The organism is Ideonella alba, from assembly GCF_018069845.1.
Lineage (GTDB): Bacteria > Pseudomonadota > Gammaproteobacteria > Burkholderiales > Burkholderiaceae_C > Ideonella > Ideonella alba.
In genome coordinates, this window is sequence record NZ_JAGQDD010000007.1 from 54,183 (window position 1) to 73,477 (window position 19,295).

General features: G+C 70.8%; 19 protein-coding genes. 8 read left to right on the plus strand and 11 right to left on the minus strand.

Translation table 11 applies throughout. The features are described 5' to 3' along the window. Positions 1-71: 71 nt before the first annotated feature. From KAK03_RS11440 to KAK03_RS11455, 4 genes are read right to left on the minus strand one after another with little or no spacing between them, the layout of a single operon-like run. Entirely contained in the window at positions 72-767 is a 696-nt protein-coding gene (locus KAK03_RS11440; RefSeq protein WP_210854088.1) for a dienelactone hydrolase family protein, read from the minus strand. Positions 768-791: 24 nt separating this feature from the next. Further along, complete coding sequence (gene ruvC, locus KAK03_RS11445; protein ID WP_210854089.1) at positions 792-1,355, minus strand: crossover junction endodeoxyribonuclease RuvC; 564 nt, start codon at positions 1,353-1,355, stop codon at positions 792-794. Then, on the minus strand, positions 1,352-2,326 hold the full coding sequence (locus tag KAK03_RS11450) for a phosphatidate cytidylyltransferase (RefSeq protein ID WP_210854090.1): 975 nt from the start codon (positions 2,324-2,326) through the stop codon (positions 1,352-1,354). Before KAK03_RS11450 ends, ruvC begins: the two co-directional genes overlap by 4 nt. A 1-nt stretch (position 2,327) precedes the next feature. Then, entirely contained in the window at positions 2,328-2,951 is a 624-nt protein-coding gene (locus KAK03_RS11455; protein WP_210854091.1) for a lysophospholipid acyltransferase family protein, read from the minus strand. A 23-nt stretch (positions 2,952-2,974) separates the two neighbouring features. Between KAK03_RS11455 and KAK03_RS11460 the strand changes: the two genes are divergently transcribed. After that, complete coding sequence (locus tag KAK03_RS11460; RefSeq protein WP_210854092.1) at positions 2,975-3,451, plus strand: GNAT family N-acetyltransferase; 477 nt, start codon at positions 2,975-2,977, stop codon at positions 3,449-3,451. Beyond that, the gene (locus tag KAK03_RS11465) at positions 3,448-3,795 is read left to right on the plus strand and encodes a DMT family transporter (RefSeq protein ID WP_210854093.1); all 348 of its coding nucleotides are present in this window, start codon (positions 3,448-3,450) and stop codon (positions 3,793-3,795) included. Before KAK03_RS11460 ends, KAK03_RS11465 begins: the two co-directional genes overlap by 4 nt. Positions 3,796-3,825: 30 nt before the next feature. Here the strand turns inward: KAK03_RS11465 and KAK03_RS11470 are convergent, their stop codons facing one another. The 3 genes from KAK03_RS11470 to KAK03_RS11480 are packed head-to-tail and all read right to left on the minus strand — an operon-like array spanning position 3,826 to position 9,636. Further along, the gene (locus tag KAK03_RS11470; RefSeq protein ID WP_210854094.1) at positions 3,826-5,205 is read right to left on the minus strand and encodes an efflux transporter outer membrane subunit; all 1,380 of its coding nucleotides are present in this window, start codon (positions 5,203-5,205) and stop codon (positions 3,826-3,828) included. After that, positions 5,205-8,387, minus strand: a complete 3,183-nt coding sequence (locus KAK03_RS11475) for an efflux RND transporter permease subunit (RefSeq protein ID WP_210854095.1) — start codon at positions 8,385-8,387, stop codon at positions 5,205-5,207. Before KAK03_RS11475 ends, KAK03_RS11470 begins: the two co-directional genes overlap by 1 nt. 16 nt (positions 8,388-8,403) lie before the next feature. Next, positions 8,404-9,636, minus strand: coding sequence for an efflux RND transporter periplasmic adaptor subunit (locus tag KAK03_RS11480; protein ID WP_210854096.1), 1,233 nt, complete (start codon positions 9,634-9,636; stop codon positions 8,404-8,406). Positions 9,637-9,780: 144 nt separating this feature from the next. Between KAK03_RS11480 and KAK03_RS11485 the strand changes: the two genes are divergently transcribed. Next, positions 9,781-10,449 carry a TetR family transcriptional regulator gene (locus KAK03_RS11485; protein WP_210854097.1) on the plus strand — a complete coding sequence of 223 codons (669 nt, stop codon included), beginning with the start codon at positions 9,781-9,783 and terminating at the stop codon, positions 10,447-10,449. On the opposite strand, the gene KAK03_RS11490 is transcribed toward KAK03_RS11485, so the two are convergent. Genes KAK03_RS11490 through KAK03_RS11505 form a run of 4 tightly spaced genes read right to left on the minus strand, consistent with a single transcriptional unit; the run spans position 10,376 to position 14,162 of the window. After that, on the minus strand, positions 10,376-10,561 hold the full coding sequence (locus tag KAK03_RS11490) for a hypothetical protein (RefSeq protein WP_210854098.1): 186 nt from the start codon (positions 10,559-10,561) through the stop codon (positions 10,376-10,378). The genes KAK03_RS11485 and KAK03_RS11490 overlap by 74 nt on opposite strands. Positions 10,562-10,571: 10 nt before the next feature. Beyond that, complete coding sequence (gene lpxC / locus KAK03_RS11495) at positions 10,572-11,507, minus strand: UDP-3-O-acyl-N-acetylglucosamine deacetylase (RefSeq protein ID WP_210854099.1); 936 nt, start codon at positions 11,505-11,507, stop codon at positions 10,572-10,574. A gap of 20 nt (positions 11,508-11,527) precedes the next feature. Then, positions 11,528-13,525 (minus strand): sensor histidine kinase, encoded by a 1,998-nt coding sequence (locus KAK03_RS11500; RefSeq protein ID WP_210854100.1) that lies wholly within the window; start codon positions 13,523-13,525, stop codon positions 11,528-11,530. Continuing rightward, a complete protein-coding gene (locus KAK03_RS11505; protein WP_247661097.1) occupies positions 13,518-14,162 on the minus strand; it encodes a response regulator in 645 nt (214 codons plus the stop codon). Before KAK03_RS11505 ends, KAK03_RS11500 begins: the two co-directional genes overlap by 8 nt. A gap of 205 nt (positions 14,163-14,367) precedes the next feature. Here KAK03_RS11505 and KAK03_RS11510 point away from each other — a divergent pair, with 205 nt between their 5' ends. Genes KAK03_RS11510 through KAK03_RS11530 form a run of 5 tightly spaced genes read left to right on the plus strand, consistent with a single transcriptional unit; the run spans position 14,368 to position 19,293 of the window. Beyond that, complete coding sequence (locus KAK03_RS11510; RefSeq protein WP_210854102.1) at positions 14,368-15,801, plus strand: S41 family peptidase; 1,434 nt, start codon at positions 14,368-14,370, stop codon at positions 15,799-15,801. 21 nt (positions 15,802-15,822) lie between these two features. After that, positions 15,823-16,578 (plus strand): HesA/MoeB/ThiF family protein, encoded by a 756-nt coding sequence (locus KAK03_RS11515; protein WP_210854103.1) that lies wholly within the window; start codon positions 15,823-15,825, stop codon positions 16,576-16,578. A gap of 33 nt (positions 16,579-16,611) precedes the next feature. Next, a complete protein-coding gene (locus tag KAK03_RS11520; RefSeq protein ID WP_210854104.1) occupies positions 16,612-17,520 on the plus strand; it encodes an LOG family protein in 909 nt (302 codons plus the stop codon). A gap of 19 nt (positions 17,521-17,539) precedes the next feature. After that, complete coding sequence (locus KAK03_RS11525) at positions 17,540-18,514, plus strand: beta-1,6-N-acetylglucosaminyltransferase (protein WP_210854105.1); 975 nt, start codon at positions 17,540-17,542, stop codon at positions 18,512-18,514. Beyond that, entirely contained in the window at positions 18,511-19,293 is a 783-nt protein-coding gene (locus tag KAK03_RS11530; RefSeq protein ID WP_210854106.1) for a hypothetical protein, read from the plus strand. The genes KAK03_RS11525 and KAK03_RS11530 overlap by 4 nt, the downstream gene beginning before the upstream one ends. Positions 19,294-19,295 lie beyond the last annotated feature (2 nt).

Sequence of the window (19,295 nt, forward strand, 5' to 3'; positions counted from 1 at the left end):
TTGCCGCTGCGCGGCTTCGCCCCCCCCAAGGGGGCTCGCCCGCCTTGGGGCGGCCCGGCGGCGGGCGCTGCTTAGAACAGCGCGCTGAGAAACTGCAGCGTGCGACCGTGCGCCAGCGCGGCGGCAGCCGGCCCATGGGAGGCCCGCGCCCAGCAGTTGAAGCCGTGCTGCGCGCCCTCGTAGACGAAAACCTCGGCCGGCTTGCCGGCCATCGCGGCGCGCACCGCCTCCACCGCCTCGGGCGGGATGTGCGGGTCCTCGCCCGCGTAGTGGAACTGCATCGGGCAGTTCACCGAGGGGGCCAGCGCCAGCTGATGGTGGATGCCGCCGCCGTACCAGGCGACCGCCGCGTCCAGCCCGCCCTGCGCCGCCAGCGCCCAGGCCAGGCGTCCGCCCATGCAGTAGCCCAGCGCCGCGCTGCGACCGGTGCATTCGGGGCGCGCCTTCAGCGCGGCCAGCGCGGCCGCCAGGTCCGGCCCGGTCTCGGCGGGCGGCAGCGCCTGCATCAGCGCCAGCGCGCGCTCCCGGTCGGCCCCCACATAGCCCAGGTCCACCCGCGGCGCCTGGCGCCAGAAGACATCGGGTGCCAGCACCACGAAGCCGTCCAGCGCGTACTGTTCGGCCACCGCGCGGATGTGGGCGTTGACGCCGAAGATCTCCTGCAGCAGCAGCAGGCCGGGTCCGCGGCCAGCGGGAGGCAGGGCCAGGTAGCCCTGGAAGCCGGGGCGGGCGGGGTCGATGTCGATCCAGTCGGTGCGGATGCTCATGGGTGCAGGCTCATGCGTGGCAGCTCAATAGGCGCGCCCGCCCTTGAAGTGGGCATGGGTGCGGCGCTTCAGGTCGGTCACGCGGGCCAGCGCATCCAGGTGCCCCCCCGCGTGGGCGTGGGTGATGGCCAGGCCCAGCGCGTCGGCGGCGTCCTTGCCGGGCACGCCGGGCAGGTCCAGCAGGCGCTGCACCATGGCCTGGATCTGGTCCTTGCGCGCGTGGCCATGGCCGACGACGGATTTCTTCATCTGCAGCGGCGTGTATTCGGACACCCGCAGGCCCGCCATCACCAGCGCCGCCACCGCCGCACCGCGCGCCTGGCCCAGCAGCAGCGTGCTCTGCGGGTTGACGTTGACGAAGACGATCTCGCAACTGGCCTCGCCGGGCTGGTAGCGCCGCGCCACCTCGGTGACGCCTTCGAAGATCAGCTTCAGACGGCCGGGCAGATCGCCCAGCGCCACCTCGATGCCGGGGCCGGTGGTGCGGATCGTGCCGCTGGCCACATAGTGCAGCCGCGGGCCGTCCTTCTCGATGACGCCGAAGCCGGTGGTGGCCAGGCCGGGGTCGATGCCGAGCACGCGTGTCATGGGAGCGAGAAATACCAGCGCAGCGAGTGGAAGAACACCGGCGCCGAGAAGGCCAGCGGGGCAATGCGGTCGAGCAGGCCCACCGCGCCGGTGACGCTGGCCTGGGGACCCCAGTACTGTACGCCGGCATCCTTCTTCAGCGCCTTCATCACCAGCTCGCCCATCTGCCCGGCACCGCCCGCCAGCGCCGCCATCGCAAAAGCCTGCCAGGGCTTGAAGGGCGTGATCCAGTACAGCGCCGCGCCGGCCACCGCGCCGGCCAGCACGCCGGCGACCCAGGCCCGCCACGAGAAGCTGCGGCTGATCGCCCGCACCGCCGGCCGCCGGCGCAGCCAGTGGCTGGCCAGCTCCTGGGCGATCTGCGCCAGCGCCGCCACCACCACCAGGAAGAACAGCAGGAAGGCGCCGCGTCCGCCGTAGCCGCGGAACTCCAGCAGCAGCAGCGCCGGCACATGCGACAGGCCGAAGGCACAGACCATCAGGCCCCACTGCAGCTTGGCGTTGCGCTCCAGGAAGCGCTCGGGGTCACCCGCCAGGGCGCTGATCACCGGCAGCGCGATGAAGGCATAGACCGGGATGAAGACGCTGAACAGGTTGAACCAGCGCCCGCCCGCCAGCACGAACTGCAGCGGCAGGATCACGAAGAACGCCGCCAGCAGCGCGCGGTGGTCGCTGCGCCGGGTGTGCATCAGCGTGACGAACTCGCGCAGCGCCAGGAAGGCCAGCACGCCGAACAGCAGCGTGGCGCCCACCGCGCCCGACAGCCAACCCAGCCAGAACAGCACCGCGCCGAACCACACGGCACGCAGGTCGCGCGCGAAGCGCTCACGGGCCCGCCGTTCGCGGTCGCTGCCCGGCTCGCGCAGGTTCCACAGCAGCGCGCCGGCGCTGCACAGCGCCAGCACGCCGAACAGCACAACGAACAACAGGCCCACCTGCTGCTCGACGCTGAGCGACCTCAGCCAGCCCATCTCAGTCGCCCCCTGGCGGACGCAAGGCCATCACCGCGTCGCGCGCCCGCAGCAGAAAGGCCGACTTGTCCTCGTCCTCGCCCAGCACCAGCGGCACGCCAAAGCTGACACTGCACAGGATGGGCACCGGCACCACCTCGCCCTTGGGCATCACCCGCTGCACGTTGGCGATCCAGCAGGGCACCAGCTGCACCTGCGGGAACTGGCGGGCCAGGTGGTAGAGGCCGCTCTTGAAGGCCTGCGGCTCGCCGCCGCTGCCGCGCGTGCCTTCGGGGAAGATCACCAGGGAATCGCCGCCCTGCAGCGCCTGTTGCAGCGGGGCCAAAGGGTCCTCGTCGCCCTGGCGCTGGCGGTCGACATAAACGGCATGGAACACCTCGCGCGTGATCCAGTGCTTCAGCGGCGACGCGGTCCAGTAGTCGCGCGCGGCGATGGGCCGGGTGCGGGCCCGCAGCTCGCCCGGCAGCGCGGCCCAGATCAGCACCCAGTCCAGGTGGCTCTGGTGGTTGGCAAAGTAGATGCGCTGCACCGCCTGCGGTACGCAGCCGCGCCAGTGGCCCTGCGCGCCCGTGATCAGGCGGGCGACAAAGGCGAGCAGCTGGCCCATCAGCTCGGCACGGGTCATGGGGCGATAGTAGCCTCCCCGCGATGGACACCGGCTTCGCGATCCGCCCGCTGGGCGACGACCCCTTCGAGCGCCTGATGGACCTGCGCGTGGCGATGTTTGCCGAGGAAGGCATGGCACCGGACCAGGCCCAAGCCTTGCGCGCCGACACCGCGCGCTGGCAGCAGCAGCATGCCCAGGCGTGCACGCACTGGCTGGCCTGGGCGCAGGAGGCAGCCGTGGGCTGCGCTTCACTGGCCTGGTTCCCGCGCCTGCCCTACCCCGGCCATGCCACCGGGCTGGAGGCCTACCTGCTCAATGTCTATGTGCAGCCGGCCTGGCGCCGCCAGGGCATCGCCGGCCAGCTGGTGGACACCGCGCTGGCCGCGGCGCGCGAACGCGGCGTGGCCAAGGTCTGGCTGCATGCCAGCGCCGCCGGCCGGGCGCTTTACCTGCGGCGTGGCTTCGGCAGCGCCGACACCTACCTGGAGTGGTGGCCCCCGGCGACAATGCCGCGATGAACTGGTCCATCGCCTCGCCCACCCCGCTTTTCGCCTGGCTGCTGGTGGTGGCCTCCGGCGTCTGCGAGATCGCCTTCTCGGTGCTGATGAAGGAATGCGACGGCTTCACCAAGCCGGTGCCCACCGCGGGGGCGGTGGGCTTCGGGCTGGTGAGCATCTGGTTGATGTCGGTGGCGCTGCGCGGCGTGCCGCTGGGGCCGGCCTATGCGGTGTGGGCCGGCATCGGCACGCTGGGCACCGCGCTGCTGGCCACGCTGATCTACCAGGAGCCGATGACGCCGCTGAAGATGCTGTTCTTCGCGCTGGTGGTGGTGGGCATCATCGGCCTGCAGGCCGGCGAGTGATCAGGCGCCGGACCATCGGCCAACGCCTGATCAAGCGCCCGCGCGCTCGGCCCCGCCCAGCGCCTTGTACAGCACCAGCCGGTTGAGCGCCTCGGCCAGGCGCACCTGCACCAGCGCCTGCTGCGCGGCGGCCAGCGAGCGCTCGGCGTCCAGGGTGTCCACCAGGCTGGCAGCGCCCACCTCGAAGCGCAGCCGCGTCAGCCGCGTGCGCTCCTGTTCGGCGCTCAGCAGCGTCTGCTGGGCCTGCACCTGGCGGGTCCAGGTGGACTGCGCCACCAGCGCGTCGGCCGCCTCGCGGTAGGCGCCCTGCACGGTCTTCTCGTAGCTGGCCACGGCCTGCTCGCGGTTGACCTCGGCCACGCGCACATTGGCCTGGTTGCGTCCGGCATCGAACAAGGCCATGGCCAGTGTCGAGGTCAGCGAGTAGGCAAAGCGTCCGCCATCGAACAGCCCGGCCAGCGTGTCGCTGACCTGGCCGGCGCTGCCGCTGATCACCAGGCGCGGGAACATCGCGCCGCGTGCCACGCCGATGTTGGCGTTGGCCGCCACCAGCTGCTGCTCGGCCTGGATCACGTCGGGTCGCGCCAGCAGGACCTGCGAGCTCATGCCCGCCGGCACCGGTGCCAGCCAGTCGGCGCCCGCCAGCGACACATCCTCCGGGGGCAGTTGCGCTGCAGTGAGCGGCTGGCCGACCAGCAAGGCCAGCGCGTTGCGGTCCTGGGCCTGCTGGCGCTCGAGCTGCGCCACAGCGGCGCGGGCGCTGGCGGCCAGGCCTTCGGCGGCGCGCAGCTCCAGTGCGCTGGCGGCGCCGACGCGCTCGCGCAGCACCGTCAGGCGCAGCGATTCCTCGCGGCTGACCAGCGTGGCGCGGACCAGCCGCAACTGCTCGGTGTCGGCAGCCAGCGTCAGCCAGGCGGTGGCCGTCTGGGTCACCAGCGCCAGCCGGGCGGCGCGGGCCGCAGCCTCGGTGGCCAGCAGCGACGCGGCGGCGGCATCGCTGGCATCGCGCACGCGGCCCAGCAGGTCGATCTCGTAGCTCGACAGCTGCAGGCCGCCTTGCCAGCTGTTGGCCTGCACGCCCTGGTTGTTGGGCGCGCGGCTGGCGATCAGCGCGGCAGACAGCGTGGGCCAGCGGTCGGCGTCGGCGATGCGCAGCTGGGCGCGGCTCTTCTCGACGTTGAGCAGGGCCACGCGCAGGTCGCGGTTGCCGGCCAGGGCCAGCTCGACCACCTGGCGCAGGCGCGCGTCGCGCAGCAGCTCGACCGTCGACGGCCAGTGGGCCTGGGTGACGTCACCGGCCACCGGCAGCGCGTCCGGCACCGGGGCGGCGGGGCGCTGGTAGTCGGGTGCCAGGTGGACACAGCCGGCCAGCAGCAGGCTGGCCGCCAGGGGAGTGATCAGGCGGCGCATCAGCGGCCCTCCTTGTGCAGCGCGGCCGCGGCGGCCGCGTCGGTCGCGGCCGAGCCGATCGAGGTGGCGTGCGGCGCCTCATGGCCACTGGCCGGGAACAGCCGGCGGATGACGACGAAGAACACCGGCACCATCAGCACCGCCAGCACGGTGGCGGTGATCATGCCGCCCATCACGCCGGTGCCGATGGCGCGCTGGCTGGCCGAGCCGGCGCCACTGGCAATCGCCAGCGGCAGCACGCCCAGGATGAAGGCGAACGAGGTCATCAGGATCGGGCGGAAGCGCAGGTGGCAGGCCTCCAGCGTGGCCTCGATCAGGCCCTTGCCTTCGGCCATCAGGTCCTTGGCGAACTCGATGATCAGGATCGCGTTCTTCGCCGACAGGCCGATGATGGTGATCAGGCCGACCTTGAAGTACACGTCGTTGGGCATGCCGCGCAGCCACACGCCGGTGAGCGAGCCCAGCACGCCCAGCGGCACCACCAGCAGCACGGCCACCGGGATGCTCCAGCTCTCGTACAAGGCCGAGAGGCACAGGAACACCGCCAGCATCGAGAAGGCCAGCAGGATCGTCGCCTGCGCGCCCGAGAGCTTCTCCTCACGCGACTGGCCGGTCCACTCGAAGCCGAAGCCCGGGGGCAACTGTCCGGCCAGACGCTCCATCTCGGCCATCGCATCGCCGGTGGAGTAGCCGGGCGCGGCATCGCCGCCGATCTTCATCGCCGGGTAGCCGTTGTAGCGGACCGTCTGCGCCGGGCCGTTGACCCAGCGCGTCCGCGCAAACGCCGACAGCGGCACCTGCTGGCCCTTGCTGTTGGTCACGAACAGGCGCAGCACGTCCTCGGGTTGCATGCGCGCCGAGGCCTCGGCCTGCACGATCACGCGCTGCAGGCGGCCGCCGTTGGGGAAGTCGTTGACATAGGCCGAGCCCAGCGCCACCGCCAGCGTGTTGCCGATGGTGTCAAAGGACACGCCCAGCGCGGCGGCACGTTCGCGGTCGATGTCGAGCTGCAGCTGCGGCGCATCCTCCAGGCCGTCGGGGCGCACACCCTGCAGCACCTTGCTCTGCGAGGCCATGCCCAGCAGCTGGTTGCGCGCCGCCAGCAGCGCCTCGTGGCCATTGCCGCCGCGGTCCTGCAGCCGGAAGTTGAAGCCGGTGGCGGTACCCAGCTCGGGGATCGGCGGCGGCGACAGCGGGAAGATGAAGGCGTCGCGGATGTTGCCCATGAAGTAGCCGAAGGCGCGGCCGGCCAGCGCCTGCGCGCTGTGCTGCGGGCCGCTGCGTTCCTCCCAGGGCTTGAGCGGCACGAACACCAGCGCGGCGTTCTGACCCGAGCCCGAGAAGCTGAAGCCCAGCACGCTGACCACCTTGTCGACCTCGGGCTGCTTCGCCAGGAAGCCTTCGACCTGCTTGATCACCTCCAGCGTGCGGCCCTGCGCGGCGCCCGGCGGCAGCTGCACGTTGACGATCAGGTAGCCCTGGTCCTCGTTGGGCAGGAAGGAGGTGGGCAGCTGGCGGTACATCAGTGCCACCGCGGCGATGATCGCGGCGTAGATCACCAGGAAGCGGCCGGCGCGCGGCAGCACCTTGGCGATCATCCCCTCGTAGGTCTTGGCGGTGCGCTTGAAGCTGCGGTTGAACCAGCCGAAGAAGCCCTTCTTCTCGTGGTGGTCGGCCGGCACCGGCTTGAGCAGGGTGGCGCACAGCGCGGGGGTCAGCGACAGCGCCATGAAGGCCGAGAACAGCATCGAGGCCACCATCGCCAGCGAGAACTGGCGGTAGATGTTGCCCACCGAGCCGCTGAAGAAGGCCATCGGCACGAAGACCGAGACCAGCACCACGGTGATGCCGATGATGGCGCCGGTGATCTGGCCCATGGCCTTGATCGTGGCCTCGCGCGGGCCCAGGCCCTCTTCGGCCATGATGCGCTCGACGTTCTCGACCACGACGATCGCGTCATCCACCAGGATGCCGATCGCCAGCACCATGCCGAACAGGGTGAGCACGTTGATCGAGAAGCCCAGCGCCAGCATCACCGCGAAGGTGCCGGTCAGCGCCACCGGCACGACGATGGTGGGCATCAGCGTGTAGCGGATGTTCTGCAGGAACACCAGCATCACCACGAAGACCAGCGCGATCGCCTCGATCAGCGTCTTGACCACCTCCTGGATCGAGATCTTGACGAACTTCGACGAGTCGTAGGGGATGTCGTAGCTGACGCCCTCGGGCATGTAGGCCTTGAGTTCGGCCATGCGGTCCTTGATGGCCGTGGCCGTGGCCAGCGCATTGCCGGTGGGCGAGAGCTGGATGCCGATGCCCGAGGAGTCCTGCCCGTTCAGGCGCGAGCGGCTGCCATAGGCCTGCGCACCCAGCTCCAGGCGGGCCACATCGCGCAGGTGCACGCTGGAGCCGTCGGTGTTGGCCCGCAGCTGGATGGCGCCGAACTGCTCGGCGGTGCTGAGCTGGCCGTTGACATTGATCGTGGCGTAGATCGTCTGCTCGCCGTTGTTCGGCAGCGCGCCGACGGTGCCGGCGGAGACCTGGGCGTTCTGGGCACGGATGGCCGCCACCACGTCGGTGGGCGACAGGCCGAAGCCCTGCAGCTTGGCGGGGTCGATCCAGACCCGCATCGCGCGCTCGGTGCCGAACAGCTGGGCCTGGCCGACGCCCGGGATGCGCAGCAGCTCGGGCTGGATGTTGCGTGCCGCGTAATCGCCCAGTGCCACCGGGTCATAGGCCGGGTTGGTCGAGGTCAGCGAGACGAACAGCAGGAAGTTCGAGCGCGCCTTGTCCACCCGCACGCCCTGCTGCGTCACCGCCGAGGGCAGGCGTGGCGTGGCGCGCGAGAGGCGGTTCTGCACCTCGATCTGCGCGATGGCGACATCGGTGCCCGGCTCGAAGGTGGCGGTGATGCTGCCGCCGCCGTTGGCGTCGGCCGAGGACTCCATGTAGATCAGGCCGGGCGCACCGTTGAGTTCCTGCTCGATGACCGACAGCACCGAGTCTTCCAGCACCTGCGCCGAGGCGCCCGGGTAGGCGGTGCTGATGACGATGGCCGGCGGCGCCACCGTGGGGTACTGCGCCACCGGCAGCCGGGTGATGGCGGCCGCGCCGATCACCACCACGAACAGGGCGATGACCCAGGCGAAGATCGGCCGGTCGATGAAGAAACGCGAATTCATGCTTGGACTCCCGCGCTCAGCGGCTGGCGGCCGACGCCGGGGCGGACGCCGCTGCCGAGGCCGCAGCGGCCGGGGCTGAGCCCGCCGGGCTCCAGGGCACCGGCTTGACCGGCGCCTTGGGCCGGATCTTCTGGAAGCCGTCGACGATCACCTGCTCACCCCCCTGCAGGCCGTCGGTCACCACCCATTGGGCGCCGCGCGAGCCGCCCAGCTGCACCGGCCGCACCGCCACCTGGCCGTCGGCGCCGACCAGCATCACGGTGTCGCCCGAGGCGCTGCGCTGCACCGCCTGCTGCGGCACCAGGAAGGCATGGTCGGTGGCCGCCTGCTCGATGCGCACCCGCACGTACAGGCCCGGCAGCAACTGGCCCTTGGGATTGGGCAGTTCGGCCCGCAGGCTGACCTGGCCGCTGGTGGGGTCGACCGTCAGGTCGCTGAACAGCAGCTTGCCGGCCAGCGGGTACTCGCTGCCGTCGTCGAGCAGCACCTTGACCGCATTGGAGCCGCTGGCCTTGAGCGCGCCGCTGTCGAAGGCGCGCTTCAGGCGCATCGCCTCGGTGGCCGACTGGGTGACATTGACGTAGAGCGTGTCGACCTGCTGCACCGTGGCCATCAGCGTGGCCTCGGTCTGGCTGACCAGTTGACCCTCGCTGACGGTGGCGCGACCGATGCGGCCGCTGATCGGCGAGCGCACCTGCGCGTACTCCACGTTCAGCGCCGCCTGCTGGCGCGCCGCGCGGGCCGCCGCCAGGTCGGCCTGGGCCTGCTTGTGCGCGGTCTGGGTGCTGACCCAGTCCTGCTGGCTGATCGCCTTGGCCTCGGCCAGCGGACGGTTGCGCTCCAGCGTGGCCTGGGCGTTGGCCAGCGCGGCCTCGGCCTTCGCCTCGGTGGCCCGGGCGCTGTCGAGTGCCGCCTGGTAGGGCGCGGCATCGATCTGGAACAGACTCTGGCCGGCCTTGACCTGGCCGCCCTCGGCGAACAGGCGCTTCTGGACCACGCCGGTCACCCGCGCACGCACCTGGGCCGTGCGCACTGCCTCGAGGCGGCCCGGCAGTTCGGTGGACAAGGCCAGCGGCTGGCGCGTGGCGGTGACCACGCCCACAGGCGAAGGCGGCATCTGTCCACCGCCCGGCGCACCGCCACCCGAGCCGCCGCAGGCGGCCAGCGTGGCGATCATGAGTGTCAGGGCGATGCCGGGAACACCCCGGGCGAGGGAACGGACGGGCGTGGGCGAGGTGGAGGTGGGCATCAGGGGCTTTCCACGGAGACAAGGGGGCGCCAACGGCGGCAGGGCGCTGTCGGCTTGCAGGGAGGGCGCAGTATACATACAATCGTGTATGTATGTTTACACGGCAGGGGCTTTTCCCGCCGTTGACCGAACGCCGATTCTTCTATGGTTCGCAAGTCCAAGGCCGACGCTCTGGTGACCCGCCAGCAGCTCCTCGACGCCGCCGAACAGGTCTTCCTGTCGCAGGGCGTGGCCGGCACCTCGCTGCAGCAGGTGGCCGCGGCCGCCGGCCTGACGCGCGGTGCGATCTACTGGCACTTCGAGGACAAGGCCGCCCTGTTCACCGCGATGATGGACCGCGTCACCCTGCCCTGCGAATGCGCCTTCGACGAGGCGCGCGGCGCGACGCCCGGCGATCCCTGCGCCACCCTGCTGGGCATGGCCATGGCCCCGCTGCGGGCGCTGTCGGGGCACGCCCAGATGCAGCGCGTGTTCCGCATCGCGATGCACCTGACCGAATACACCGGCGAACTCGCCCCGGTGGGCGAGCGGCACCGCCAGGCGGTGGCTGAATTCGTGCAGGCGATGGAGCTGCCCTGCCGCGCCCTGGTGCCCGATGCCCATGGCGCGGCGCTGGGCCTGTTCGGCCTGGTCGACGGCCTGATGCGGCAATGGACGATGGACCCGGCCGCCTTCGATCTGGTGGCGGTGGGCGAACGCGCGGTGAGGGCCTATGTGGGCGGACTGGCGGCCCGTGCCGCTACAGCATCACCGCCAGCCGCTCCAGCAGGATCACCGCGAAAAAGCCGAGCCCAGCCAGCACGGTCCACTTGACCACCACCAGGCCGCGCCAGCGCCAGCGCGGGTCACGGGTGGCGATGTAGGCCGCGAAACACAGCAGGCCCGTCAGCAGCAGCAGGCCGAAGACCAGACGGAAGATCAGCATCGCGCGGGCCTCACCAGGCCGGTGCCAGCTCGGCAAAGCCGCGCGGCGCCTCGGCGGTGTCCGGGAAGCTGACCAGCTCCCAGGCCTCGGCGTCGGCCAGCAACTGGCGCAGCAGCTTGTTGTTCAGCGCGTGGCCGCCCTTGAACGACGAATACGCCGCCAGCAGCGTGTGGCCGGCCACATACAGGTCGCCGATCGCATCCAGGATCTTGTGCTTGGCGAACTCGTCGTCGTAGCGCAGGCCGTCGGCATTGAGCACGCGGTAGTCGTCGATGACGATGGCGTTGTCCATGCTGCCGCCCAGCGTCAGGCCGCGCGAGCGCATGGCTTCGACATCACGGGTGAAGCCGAAGGTGCGGGCGCGGGCGATCTCGCGCGCATAGGTGCCGCTGCCCATGTCGAACACCACCTGCTGGCCGGTGGCGTCCAGCGCCGGGTGGTTGAACTCGATCTGGAAGCTCAGCTTGAAGCCATGGAAGGGCTCCAGCCGCGCCCACATCAGCCGGGCACCCTCGCCTTCGCGCACCTCGACGGCCTTCTTCACGCGCAGGAACTTCTTCGGCGCGTTCTGCAACTGGATGCCGGCGCTTTGCAGCAGGAAGACGAAGCTGGCCGAGGAGCCATCCAGGATGGGCACCTCGTCGGCGGTGATGTCGATGTAGAGGTTGTCCAGGCCCAGGCCGCAGCAGGCCGACATCAGGTGCTCGATGGTCTGCACCTTGGGGCCGCCAGGGTCGCCGCCGGGCGAGATGGTGCTGGCCATGCGGGTGTCGCTGACGGAATCGAAGCGCACCGGGATGTCCACCGGCACCGGCAGGTCGACACGGCGGAAGACGATGCCGGTGTCCGGTGCCGCCGGGCGCAGTGTCAGCTCGACGCGCTGGCCGCTGTGCAGGCCCACGCCGACGGCGCGGGTGATGGTCTTGAGGGTGCGTTGCTGGAGCATGGTCTGGCGCCGATTGTCGGTCAAGCCGGCATTCCGCGCTGGAGTGGCAGATCCAGCGCCACCCGGGTGCCCTGGCCTGGCGCGCTGTCGATCAGCAGGCCGCCGCCCAGGCGCGTGGCCCGCTGCGACAGGTGGCGCAGGCCGCGGCCAGGGGCCGAGCGGCCGGTGTCGAAGCCGACGCCGTCGTCCTCGATCAGCACCTGCACCGTGCTGTCCTGCAGCGTGGTGGCCAGGCGGATGCGGCGCGCCTGGGCGTGCTTGAGGACATTGGTCAGCACCTCCTGGACGATGCGCAGCACCTGCAGCGCATCGGGCGGCGCCAGCCAGGGCAGCGGCGGCAGGTCCTGGACTTCCCACTGCATGTCCAGTCCGGCGCTCTCCAGCCGGCGCCCCAGGCGGTGGCGCAGCGAGGCCAGCAGCGTCACCAGGTCATGGCCGATCGGCTCCAGCGAATCGATCACCAGGCGCAGGTCGTCGACGCACTCGCGCAGCAGGTCGGCCACGGCGGGGGCGTCCAGGCGGCCCTGCTCGACCAGCACCAGCGAGGACATCAGCGTCGAGCCCAGCCCGTCGTGCATGTCGCGCATCAGGCGCTGGCGCTCCAGCAGCAGCGCCTGCTCGCGCTCGACCACCCGCAGGCGCTCGTGGTTGGCGCGCAGTTCCTCCTCGCGCGCGGCCAGGCGGGCCTCCAGGCCCGAGTTGACGCGCTCGACCTCGCGGATCGCCATCGAGTAGCGCACCTGCACCGCGTACAGAAAGGCCAGGAACAGCACGTAGGACGCATAGGGCAGCAGGTAGATCGACTCCGGCGACACACCGCCCGAGACCAGCAGCAGGTCGTGCACGCCGAAGACCTCGGTCAGCCACAGGCTGGCCGTGATCACCCGGAACTCGCGGCTGCCGCCGGTCCAGGCCATCCAGCTCAGGCGCAGCAGCACCACCGCCCCGACCAGGGCGTTGATCAGGTGCAGCTGCACCAGGGTGCGCACCGGCGAGGCCTCCCAGGGCATGGCCAGCACCGACATCAGCGCCACGAAGCCCAGCAGGCCGCGCTCCAGCCAGGGCGCCCGGCGGGCGTCGAAGCGCAGCGCAAACAGGTAGACCAGCACCATCACCCAGGACAGCGAGGCATTGGTCATCCACCAGAACCAGTCGTAGGCCACCCGGTCCTGGGGCATGTCCACGTAGTAGTGCAGGTTGCGCAGTGCCCAGACCAGCGAGGAGCCGAAGAACAGCAGGTAGGCCTGCTCGCGCCGCCGGCCCAGCCAGAACAGCAGCGCGAACAGCCCCAGCGACAGGAAGGTCAGGCTGCCCACCGGCGGCGCCACCTGCTGCAGCACATGGCGGCTGCCGGCGCGCTCGGCCAGTTCGGCACGCGGACCGATCCAGATCCGCGCCACCCGCGTCTCGGCGCCGTCGTAGTGGATCAGGCCGACCGCCAGCGTCAGGCGGCTGCCGGGCGGCGGCGCCGGCCCCAGGTCCACCAGCACCGGGCGGTTCCACTGCTCACGCCATTGGTCGGTGCCGTCCCAGCGCAGGCGCCACTGGCTGCCGTCGTGGGCGATCACCTGCACCGCCGAGCCCACCACGCGCGGCAGGTACAGCGCCAGCGGTCCGGGCGCGCCGGCAGGCACCACATGGTCGATGCGCAGCCAGTCGACCACCAGCGGCCGGTCGGCGGCGGCTGCGCGCACCGGATCGCGGGCTTCGTGGCGCGGCAGGGCCAGCGGCGCCCAGGCGGCGGCGTCCTCCGGTGCCGGTGCCTGCACCACGCCGCCCGGGTCGGCCGGGCCGCGGTAGGCCGGCAGCTGGTGGGGGCGCACCGCATGCAGGCCGGCGGCGTACAGCACCGGCGCCGGCTGGGCGGCGCTGGTCACGGTGTCGGGGTCGAGCTTGTGCACCGCCGGCGCCGGCCCGGCGGCCAGCAAACCGGCCAGGCCCAGCAGGCCGGTGGCCAGCGCCTTGCTCCAGCGCACCGCGGCTTTCCGGCCGGCGGCGCCCTCGCCGGCTTCAGTCACGCACCAGGCCCAGCTTGCGGGCCTCGTAGATCGCCTCGGTCTTGGAGTGCACCTGCAGCTTGCGGTAGCTGCGCTTCACATAGGTCATCACGGTGTGCCGGGAGACCTCCAGCATGCGGGCGATCTCCTCGAAGCTGAAGCCCTTGGCCGACAGCGTCAGCACCTGGCGTTCCTGGGGCGACAACAGGGCCTCGTCGACCACCGGGGCGCTTTGCGGCGTCAGGCGCAGCAGCAGCTGGCGGGCGATCACCGGGCTGATCGGGCTGCCGCCGGCGCGCAGCGTGCGGATCTGCTCGGTCAGGTCGGCCGCCTGGGCGTCCTTCAGCAGGTAGCCGGTGGCACCGGCTTCCAGCGAGGCCATCACATGGGGTTCGTCGCCGAAGACGCTGACCACCATCACGTCGGTCTGCGGCAGGTGGTCGTTGGCGTAGCGGATGAGCTCGACGCCGCTGCCGCTGGGCAGGCCCAGGTCGACCAGCAGCACGTCAGGCCGCTGCTCGCGCAGCAGGCGCAGGCCCGGCGCCAGATCGCCGGCGGTGCCGACCAGGCGCATGTCCGCGGCCTCGGCCACCGAGGTGGCGAAGGCCACGCGAAAGCGTTCGTCGTCCTCGACGATCAAGACCGAAATCGGTTCCATCCCGGCAGTGTAGGCGCGTGCCGCAGGCCTGGCGCGCCGCATCCCGCGTCTGAGGGACGCCAGGCCCAAGGCGAGCGACCGCTTCGCCGCCCGGCCGCCTCACAAGCCCCTGCTGGCGGCAACATTTGGCCGCATTGAGACATCCGGGCTTGACCCGGACACCTACAATACGGGCACCGGTGAGTGCGCACAAAAGGCTGGAATCATGGGGACATCACTGAAAGTCGCGGGTTGGCTGGCCCTGGGGGCCGTGGCCGGAGCGTTGACGACCATCCAGCTCCAGGCCATCGCCCGCAGCAGCGTCGGCCCGCTGCCGCTGGAAGAAATGCAGCAGCTGGCGGCGGTCTTCGGCATGGTCAAGAACGACTATGTCGAGCCGGTCGACGAGAAGAAGCTGATCACCGACGCGATCGGTGGCATGGTCGCCGGCCTGGACCCGCACAGCCAGTACTTCGACAAGAAGACCTTCAAGGAATTCCGCGAGGGCACGACCGGCAAGTTCGTCGGCGTGGGCATCGAGATCGGCGCCGAGGACGGCCTGGTCAAGGTGGTCTCCCCGATTGAAGGCTCGCCCGCCTTCCGCGCCGGCATCAAGAGCGGCGACCTGATCACCCGCATCGACGACACCCCGGTCAAGGGCCTGAGCATCGACCAGGCGGTCAAGCGCATGCGCGGCGAGCCGGCCACCAAAGTCACGCTCACCATCTTCCGCAAGACCGAGAGCCGCAGCTTCCCGGTCACCATCACCCGCGAGGAGATCCACGTCCAGAGCGTGCGCGCCAAGCTGATCGAGCCCGGCTACGCCTGGCTGCGCGTCAGCCAGTTCCAGGACCGCACGATCGACGACTTCGCCCGCAAGCTCGAGGAGCTGTACAAGCAGGACCCGGCGATCAAGGGCATCGTGCTGGACCTGCGCAACGACCCGGGCGGCCTGCTCGAAGGCGCGGTGGCGCTGTCCGCGGCCTTCCTGCCGGCCGATGCGGTGGTGGTCAGCACCAACGGCCAGATCCCCGACGCCAAGGCCACCTACCGCGCCAACCCCGACAACTACACCCGCCGCGGCGGCCCCGATCCGCTGCGCAAGCTGCCTGCCGCGCTGAAGAAGGTGCCGCTGGTGGTGCTGGTCAACGAGGGCTCGGCGTCGGCCTCCGAGATCGTCGCCGGCGCGCTGCAGGACCACAAACGCGCGCTGATCATGGGCGGCCAGACTTTCGGCAAGGGCTCGGTGCAGACGGTGCGCCAGCTCAGCGCCGACACCGCCCTGAAGATCACCACCGCGCGCTACTACACGCCCAGCGGCCGCAGCATCCAGGCCAAGGGCATCGTGCCCGACGTCTGGCTCGACGAAACCGCCGAGGGCAATGTCTTCGCCGCACTGCGCATGCGCGAGGCCGACCTGGAAAAGCACCTGGGCGGCCCCGACGAGAAGAAGGACGAGGCCCGTGAAAAGGCCCGCGAGGAAGCCCGCCAGAAGCTGGAGGAGCAGCTCGCCAAGTCCAAGGACGCGGTCAAGCCGCTGCCCGAGTTCGGCAGCGCCGAAGACTTCCCGCTGCTGCAGGCGCTGAACCAGCTCAAGGGCAAGCCGGTGCTGGTCTCCAAGACCGCCACCGAGCGCAAGGCCGAAGCCGCCACCGAATAAGCCGCCAAGTCAGCCGACCCTGTGACCGACGACGAGCTGCTGCGCTACTCGCGCCACATCCTGCTGGATGAGATCGGCATCGAGGGCCAGCAGCGCCTGCTGGATGCCCATGCGCTGGTGATCGGCGCCGGCGGCCTGGGCTCGCCGGTGGCGCTCTACCTGGGCACTGCCGGCCTGGGCCGCATCACCCTGGTCGACCACGACACGGTGGACCTGACCAACCTGCAGCGCCAGGTGGCGCATGCCCAGGCCCGCATCGGTCAGCCCAAGGTCGAGTCGGCGCGCACCGCGATCCATGCGCTGAACCCGGGTGTGCGGGTGGACGTGCTGGCCGAGCGGGCCGATGCCGCCCGCCTGGACACCCTGGTGGCCGCGGCCGATGTGGTCATCGACTGCAGCGACAACTTCGCCACCCGCCAGGCGGTCAACGCCGCCTGCGTGGCGCACCGCCGGCCACTGGTGTCGGGGGCGGCGATCGGCTTTGATGGCCAGATCTCGGTGTACGACGTCCGCACGCCGGGCCAGCCCTGCTACGCCTGCCTGTTCCCGCCCGAGGCCACCTTCGAGGAAGTGCGCTGCTCCACCATGGGCGTGTTCGCGCCGCTGGTGGGCATCATCGGCACGATGCAGGCAGCCGAGGCGCTGCGCCTGGTGGCCGGCATCGGCAGCTCGCTGGCCGGCCGCCTGCTGATGCTGGACGCCCGCCGCATGCAGTGGGACGAGGTGCGCATGAGCGCCCACCCCGGCTGCCCGGTCTGCGCCGCCACGCGCCCCTGATCCGGCGCCCGGCTTGCGGGTAAGCTGCTGCCCATGACAGCACGTCCCTCCGACCTCACCGCCCGCAACTTTCCCAGCGCCGCGCTCGATGCGCAGCAGGCCGCGCAACCCACCGGCCGCTACGCCGGTCCCGAGAGCAGCTACCGGCTGGCCTTCACCGACACCGACTTCCTGCTGCGCGAGGAATTGCGGCCGGTGCGCATGCAGCTGGAGCTGCTCAAGCCGGAAATGGTGCAGCAGGAGCTGGGCATCGAGAGCACCATCGTGATCTTCGGCAGTGCCCGCATTCCCAGCCCCGAGCAGGCCGAGGAACGGCTGCAGGCCGCGCGCGCCAGCGGCGATGCCACCGCGCTGCGCCGCGCCGAGACGGCGCAGCAGATGAGCCGCTACTACGACGAGGCGCGCCGCTTCGCCCGCCTGGTCACCGAGCGCTCGAAGGCACTTGCCACGCCCATCACCGTCTGCACCGGCGGCGGCCCCGGGATCATGGAGGCCGGCAACCGCGGCGCCTGGGAAGTGGGCGGCCAGAGCCTGGGCCTGAACATCGTGCTGCCGCATGAGCAGGCGCCCAACCCCTACATCACGCCGGAGCTGTGCTTCCAGTTCCACTACTTTGCACTGCGCAAGATGCACTTCGTGATGCGCTCGGTGGCCCTGGTGTGCTTCCCGGGCGGCTTCGGCACGCTCGACGAGCTCTTCGAGACGCTCACCCTGATCCAGACCGGCAAGAGCCGCCGCCGCCCGGTGCTGCTGTTCGGCCGCGACTTCTGGGAGAAGCTGATCGACCTGCAGCACCTGGTCGACACCGGCATGATCAGCCCGGACGACGTGCACCTCTTCCAGTACGTCGAGAGTGCCGAGGAGGCCTGGCACAAGCTGGCCGAGCACTACGCCTTCGAGGCCCGCGGCGACGCTGAAGGCGCCTTCGCCGACGAGATCTGAGCGGCTTGGCGCGCCGTCGATGATCCACTTCTCGATCCAGCACCACGGCCAGCAGTGGGCGCACCTGCACTGGCTGGTGCGCGCCCTCAGCGGCGAGGGCGGCCAGGTGGATGTCACCCTGGACGCGCCCGCCGCCGACGTGGCCACGCTGGCGGCCGAGATCGGCCCCCTGGCCACGGTGCGACGCAGCCAGCCCGTGATCTGGGCCGGCCCCAGCGTGATGCAGCAGATGCGCGAGTCGCTGCTGTTTGCCGCTGAACGCCCGGGGTGGGAGTGGTTCATCAACCTCAGCGGCAGCTGCATCCCCCTGCGGCGGCCCGCAGCCATGGCCGATGCGCTGGCGCGCCACCGTGCCGAGACCGGCCTGCACTCGCACCTGTTCGCCTTCCCGGTGCGGCGTCCGCCGGTGTGGCTGGCCTACGCGGGGCCCGGCTCGGGCCGGCGGCTGCCGCTGTTCCGCATCTCGGTGGTGGCCGACCAGGTGGTCGAGGGCCTGATGGCTGCGCCGGGTGAGCCCTTCAATCCGATGTCCCGTATTGAGCTGCGGCGCACGCTGGCCTGCACCGAATGCTGCACCGAGACCGACAAGTTCCTGCAGCTGCGCGCGCTGACGTCTCCCGAGCTGCGCGACCGCCAGCGGTTCTGGACGACCCACCCCTACGTCATCGGCCGCCAATGGGTGGTGCTGCACCGATCGGTGGTCGAGTGGCTGGTCGATTCCCCGCAGGCGGCTGCGGTGGCCACGCTGCTGTCGCAGACCTTCCTGCCCGACGAGACCTTCTTCCAGACCGCGCTGTCCCAGGCGCCCGAGGCGCTGAAGGCCGGTATCGGCACACGCCACAACCTGCGCGGCCAGCTGGGCGCCAACGGCGCCGGTGCGCCCCCGGCACTGCGACAGGCCCACGCCGAGGGCGCGCTGTTCGCCCGCAAGGCCAAAGGCGATCTGGCCGCCTTGCACGCGATGGTCGAATCCGAACTCTGGAACGCGCCATGAAGACCCACCGACCCGACTTCGAGCACCTGCGCGATGTGCTACGGGACATCTGCCGTGACGAGCCCGTCTACTACTTTCCCAATCCGGGCAACTGGGGCGACGGGCTGATCCGCGCCGGCACGCTGCGCTTCTTCGAGACCCACGGCTTCCAGGTCGAGGAGCATTTCCGCTGCATCGACTTCATGCAGAAGCCCTCCGGCGGTACGCTGATCTACGGCGGCAGCGGCGCCTGGTGCTCGTTCTGGAACCACGCCGCCACGCACGTCGGCAAGCTGCGCCGCAAGTTCCGCGTGGTGGTGCTGCCCTCCACCTATGAGGTTCCGGTGGACCTGCCCGACGACATCACGTTCTTCCGCCGCGACCACCAGGAAAGCCGCCAGGCCATGCCGCGCGCGCATTTCTGCCACGACATGGCCTTCGCGCTGCAGGACTGGCCGCGCAGCGCGGGCCAGGGCGCCGGGTTGTTCTTCCGCACCGACCGTGAACGCCATCCCGACCGCTTTGACGCCCCGCCCGGCAATGTCGACCTGAGCAACCAGGGCAAGCACACCACCGACATCGCCGGCTTCATGGCCGCGATCGACCGCTACGAGACCATCCACACCGACCGCCTGCACGTGGCCATCGGCGGCTGCCTGCTGGGCAAGGCGGTGCACCTCTACCCGAACGGCTACTTCAAGCTGCAGGCGGTGTACCGCTCCAGCATCGAAGGCTATTTCGACCGCGTCACCTTCCACGAGCGCGTGGACACGCTGCCCTTGATCGCCGCAGGCGCCTGAGC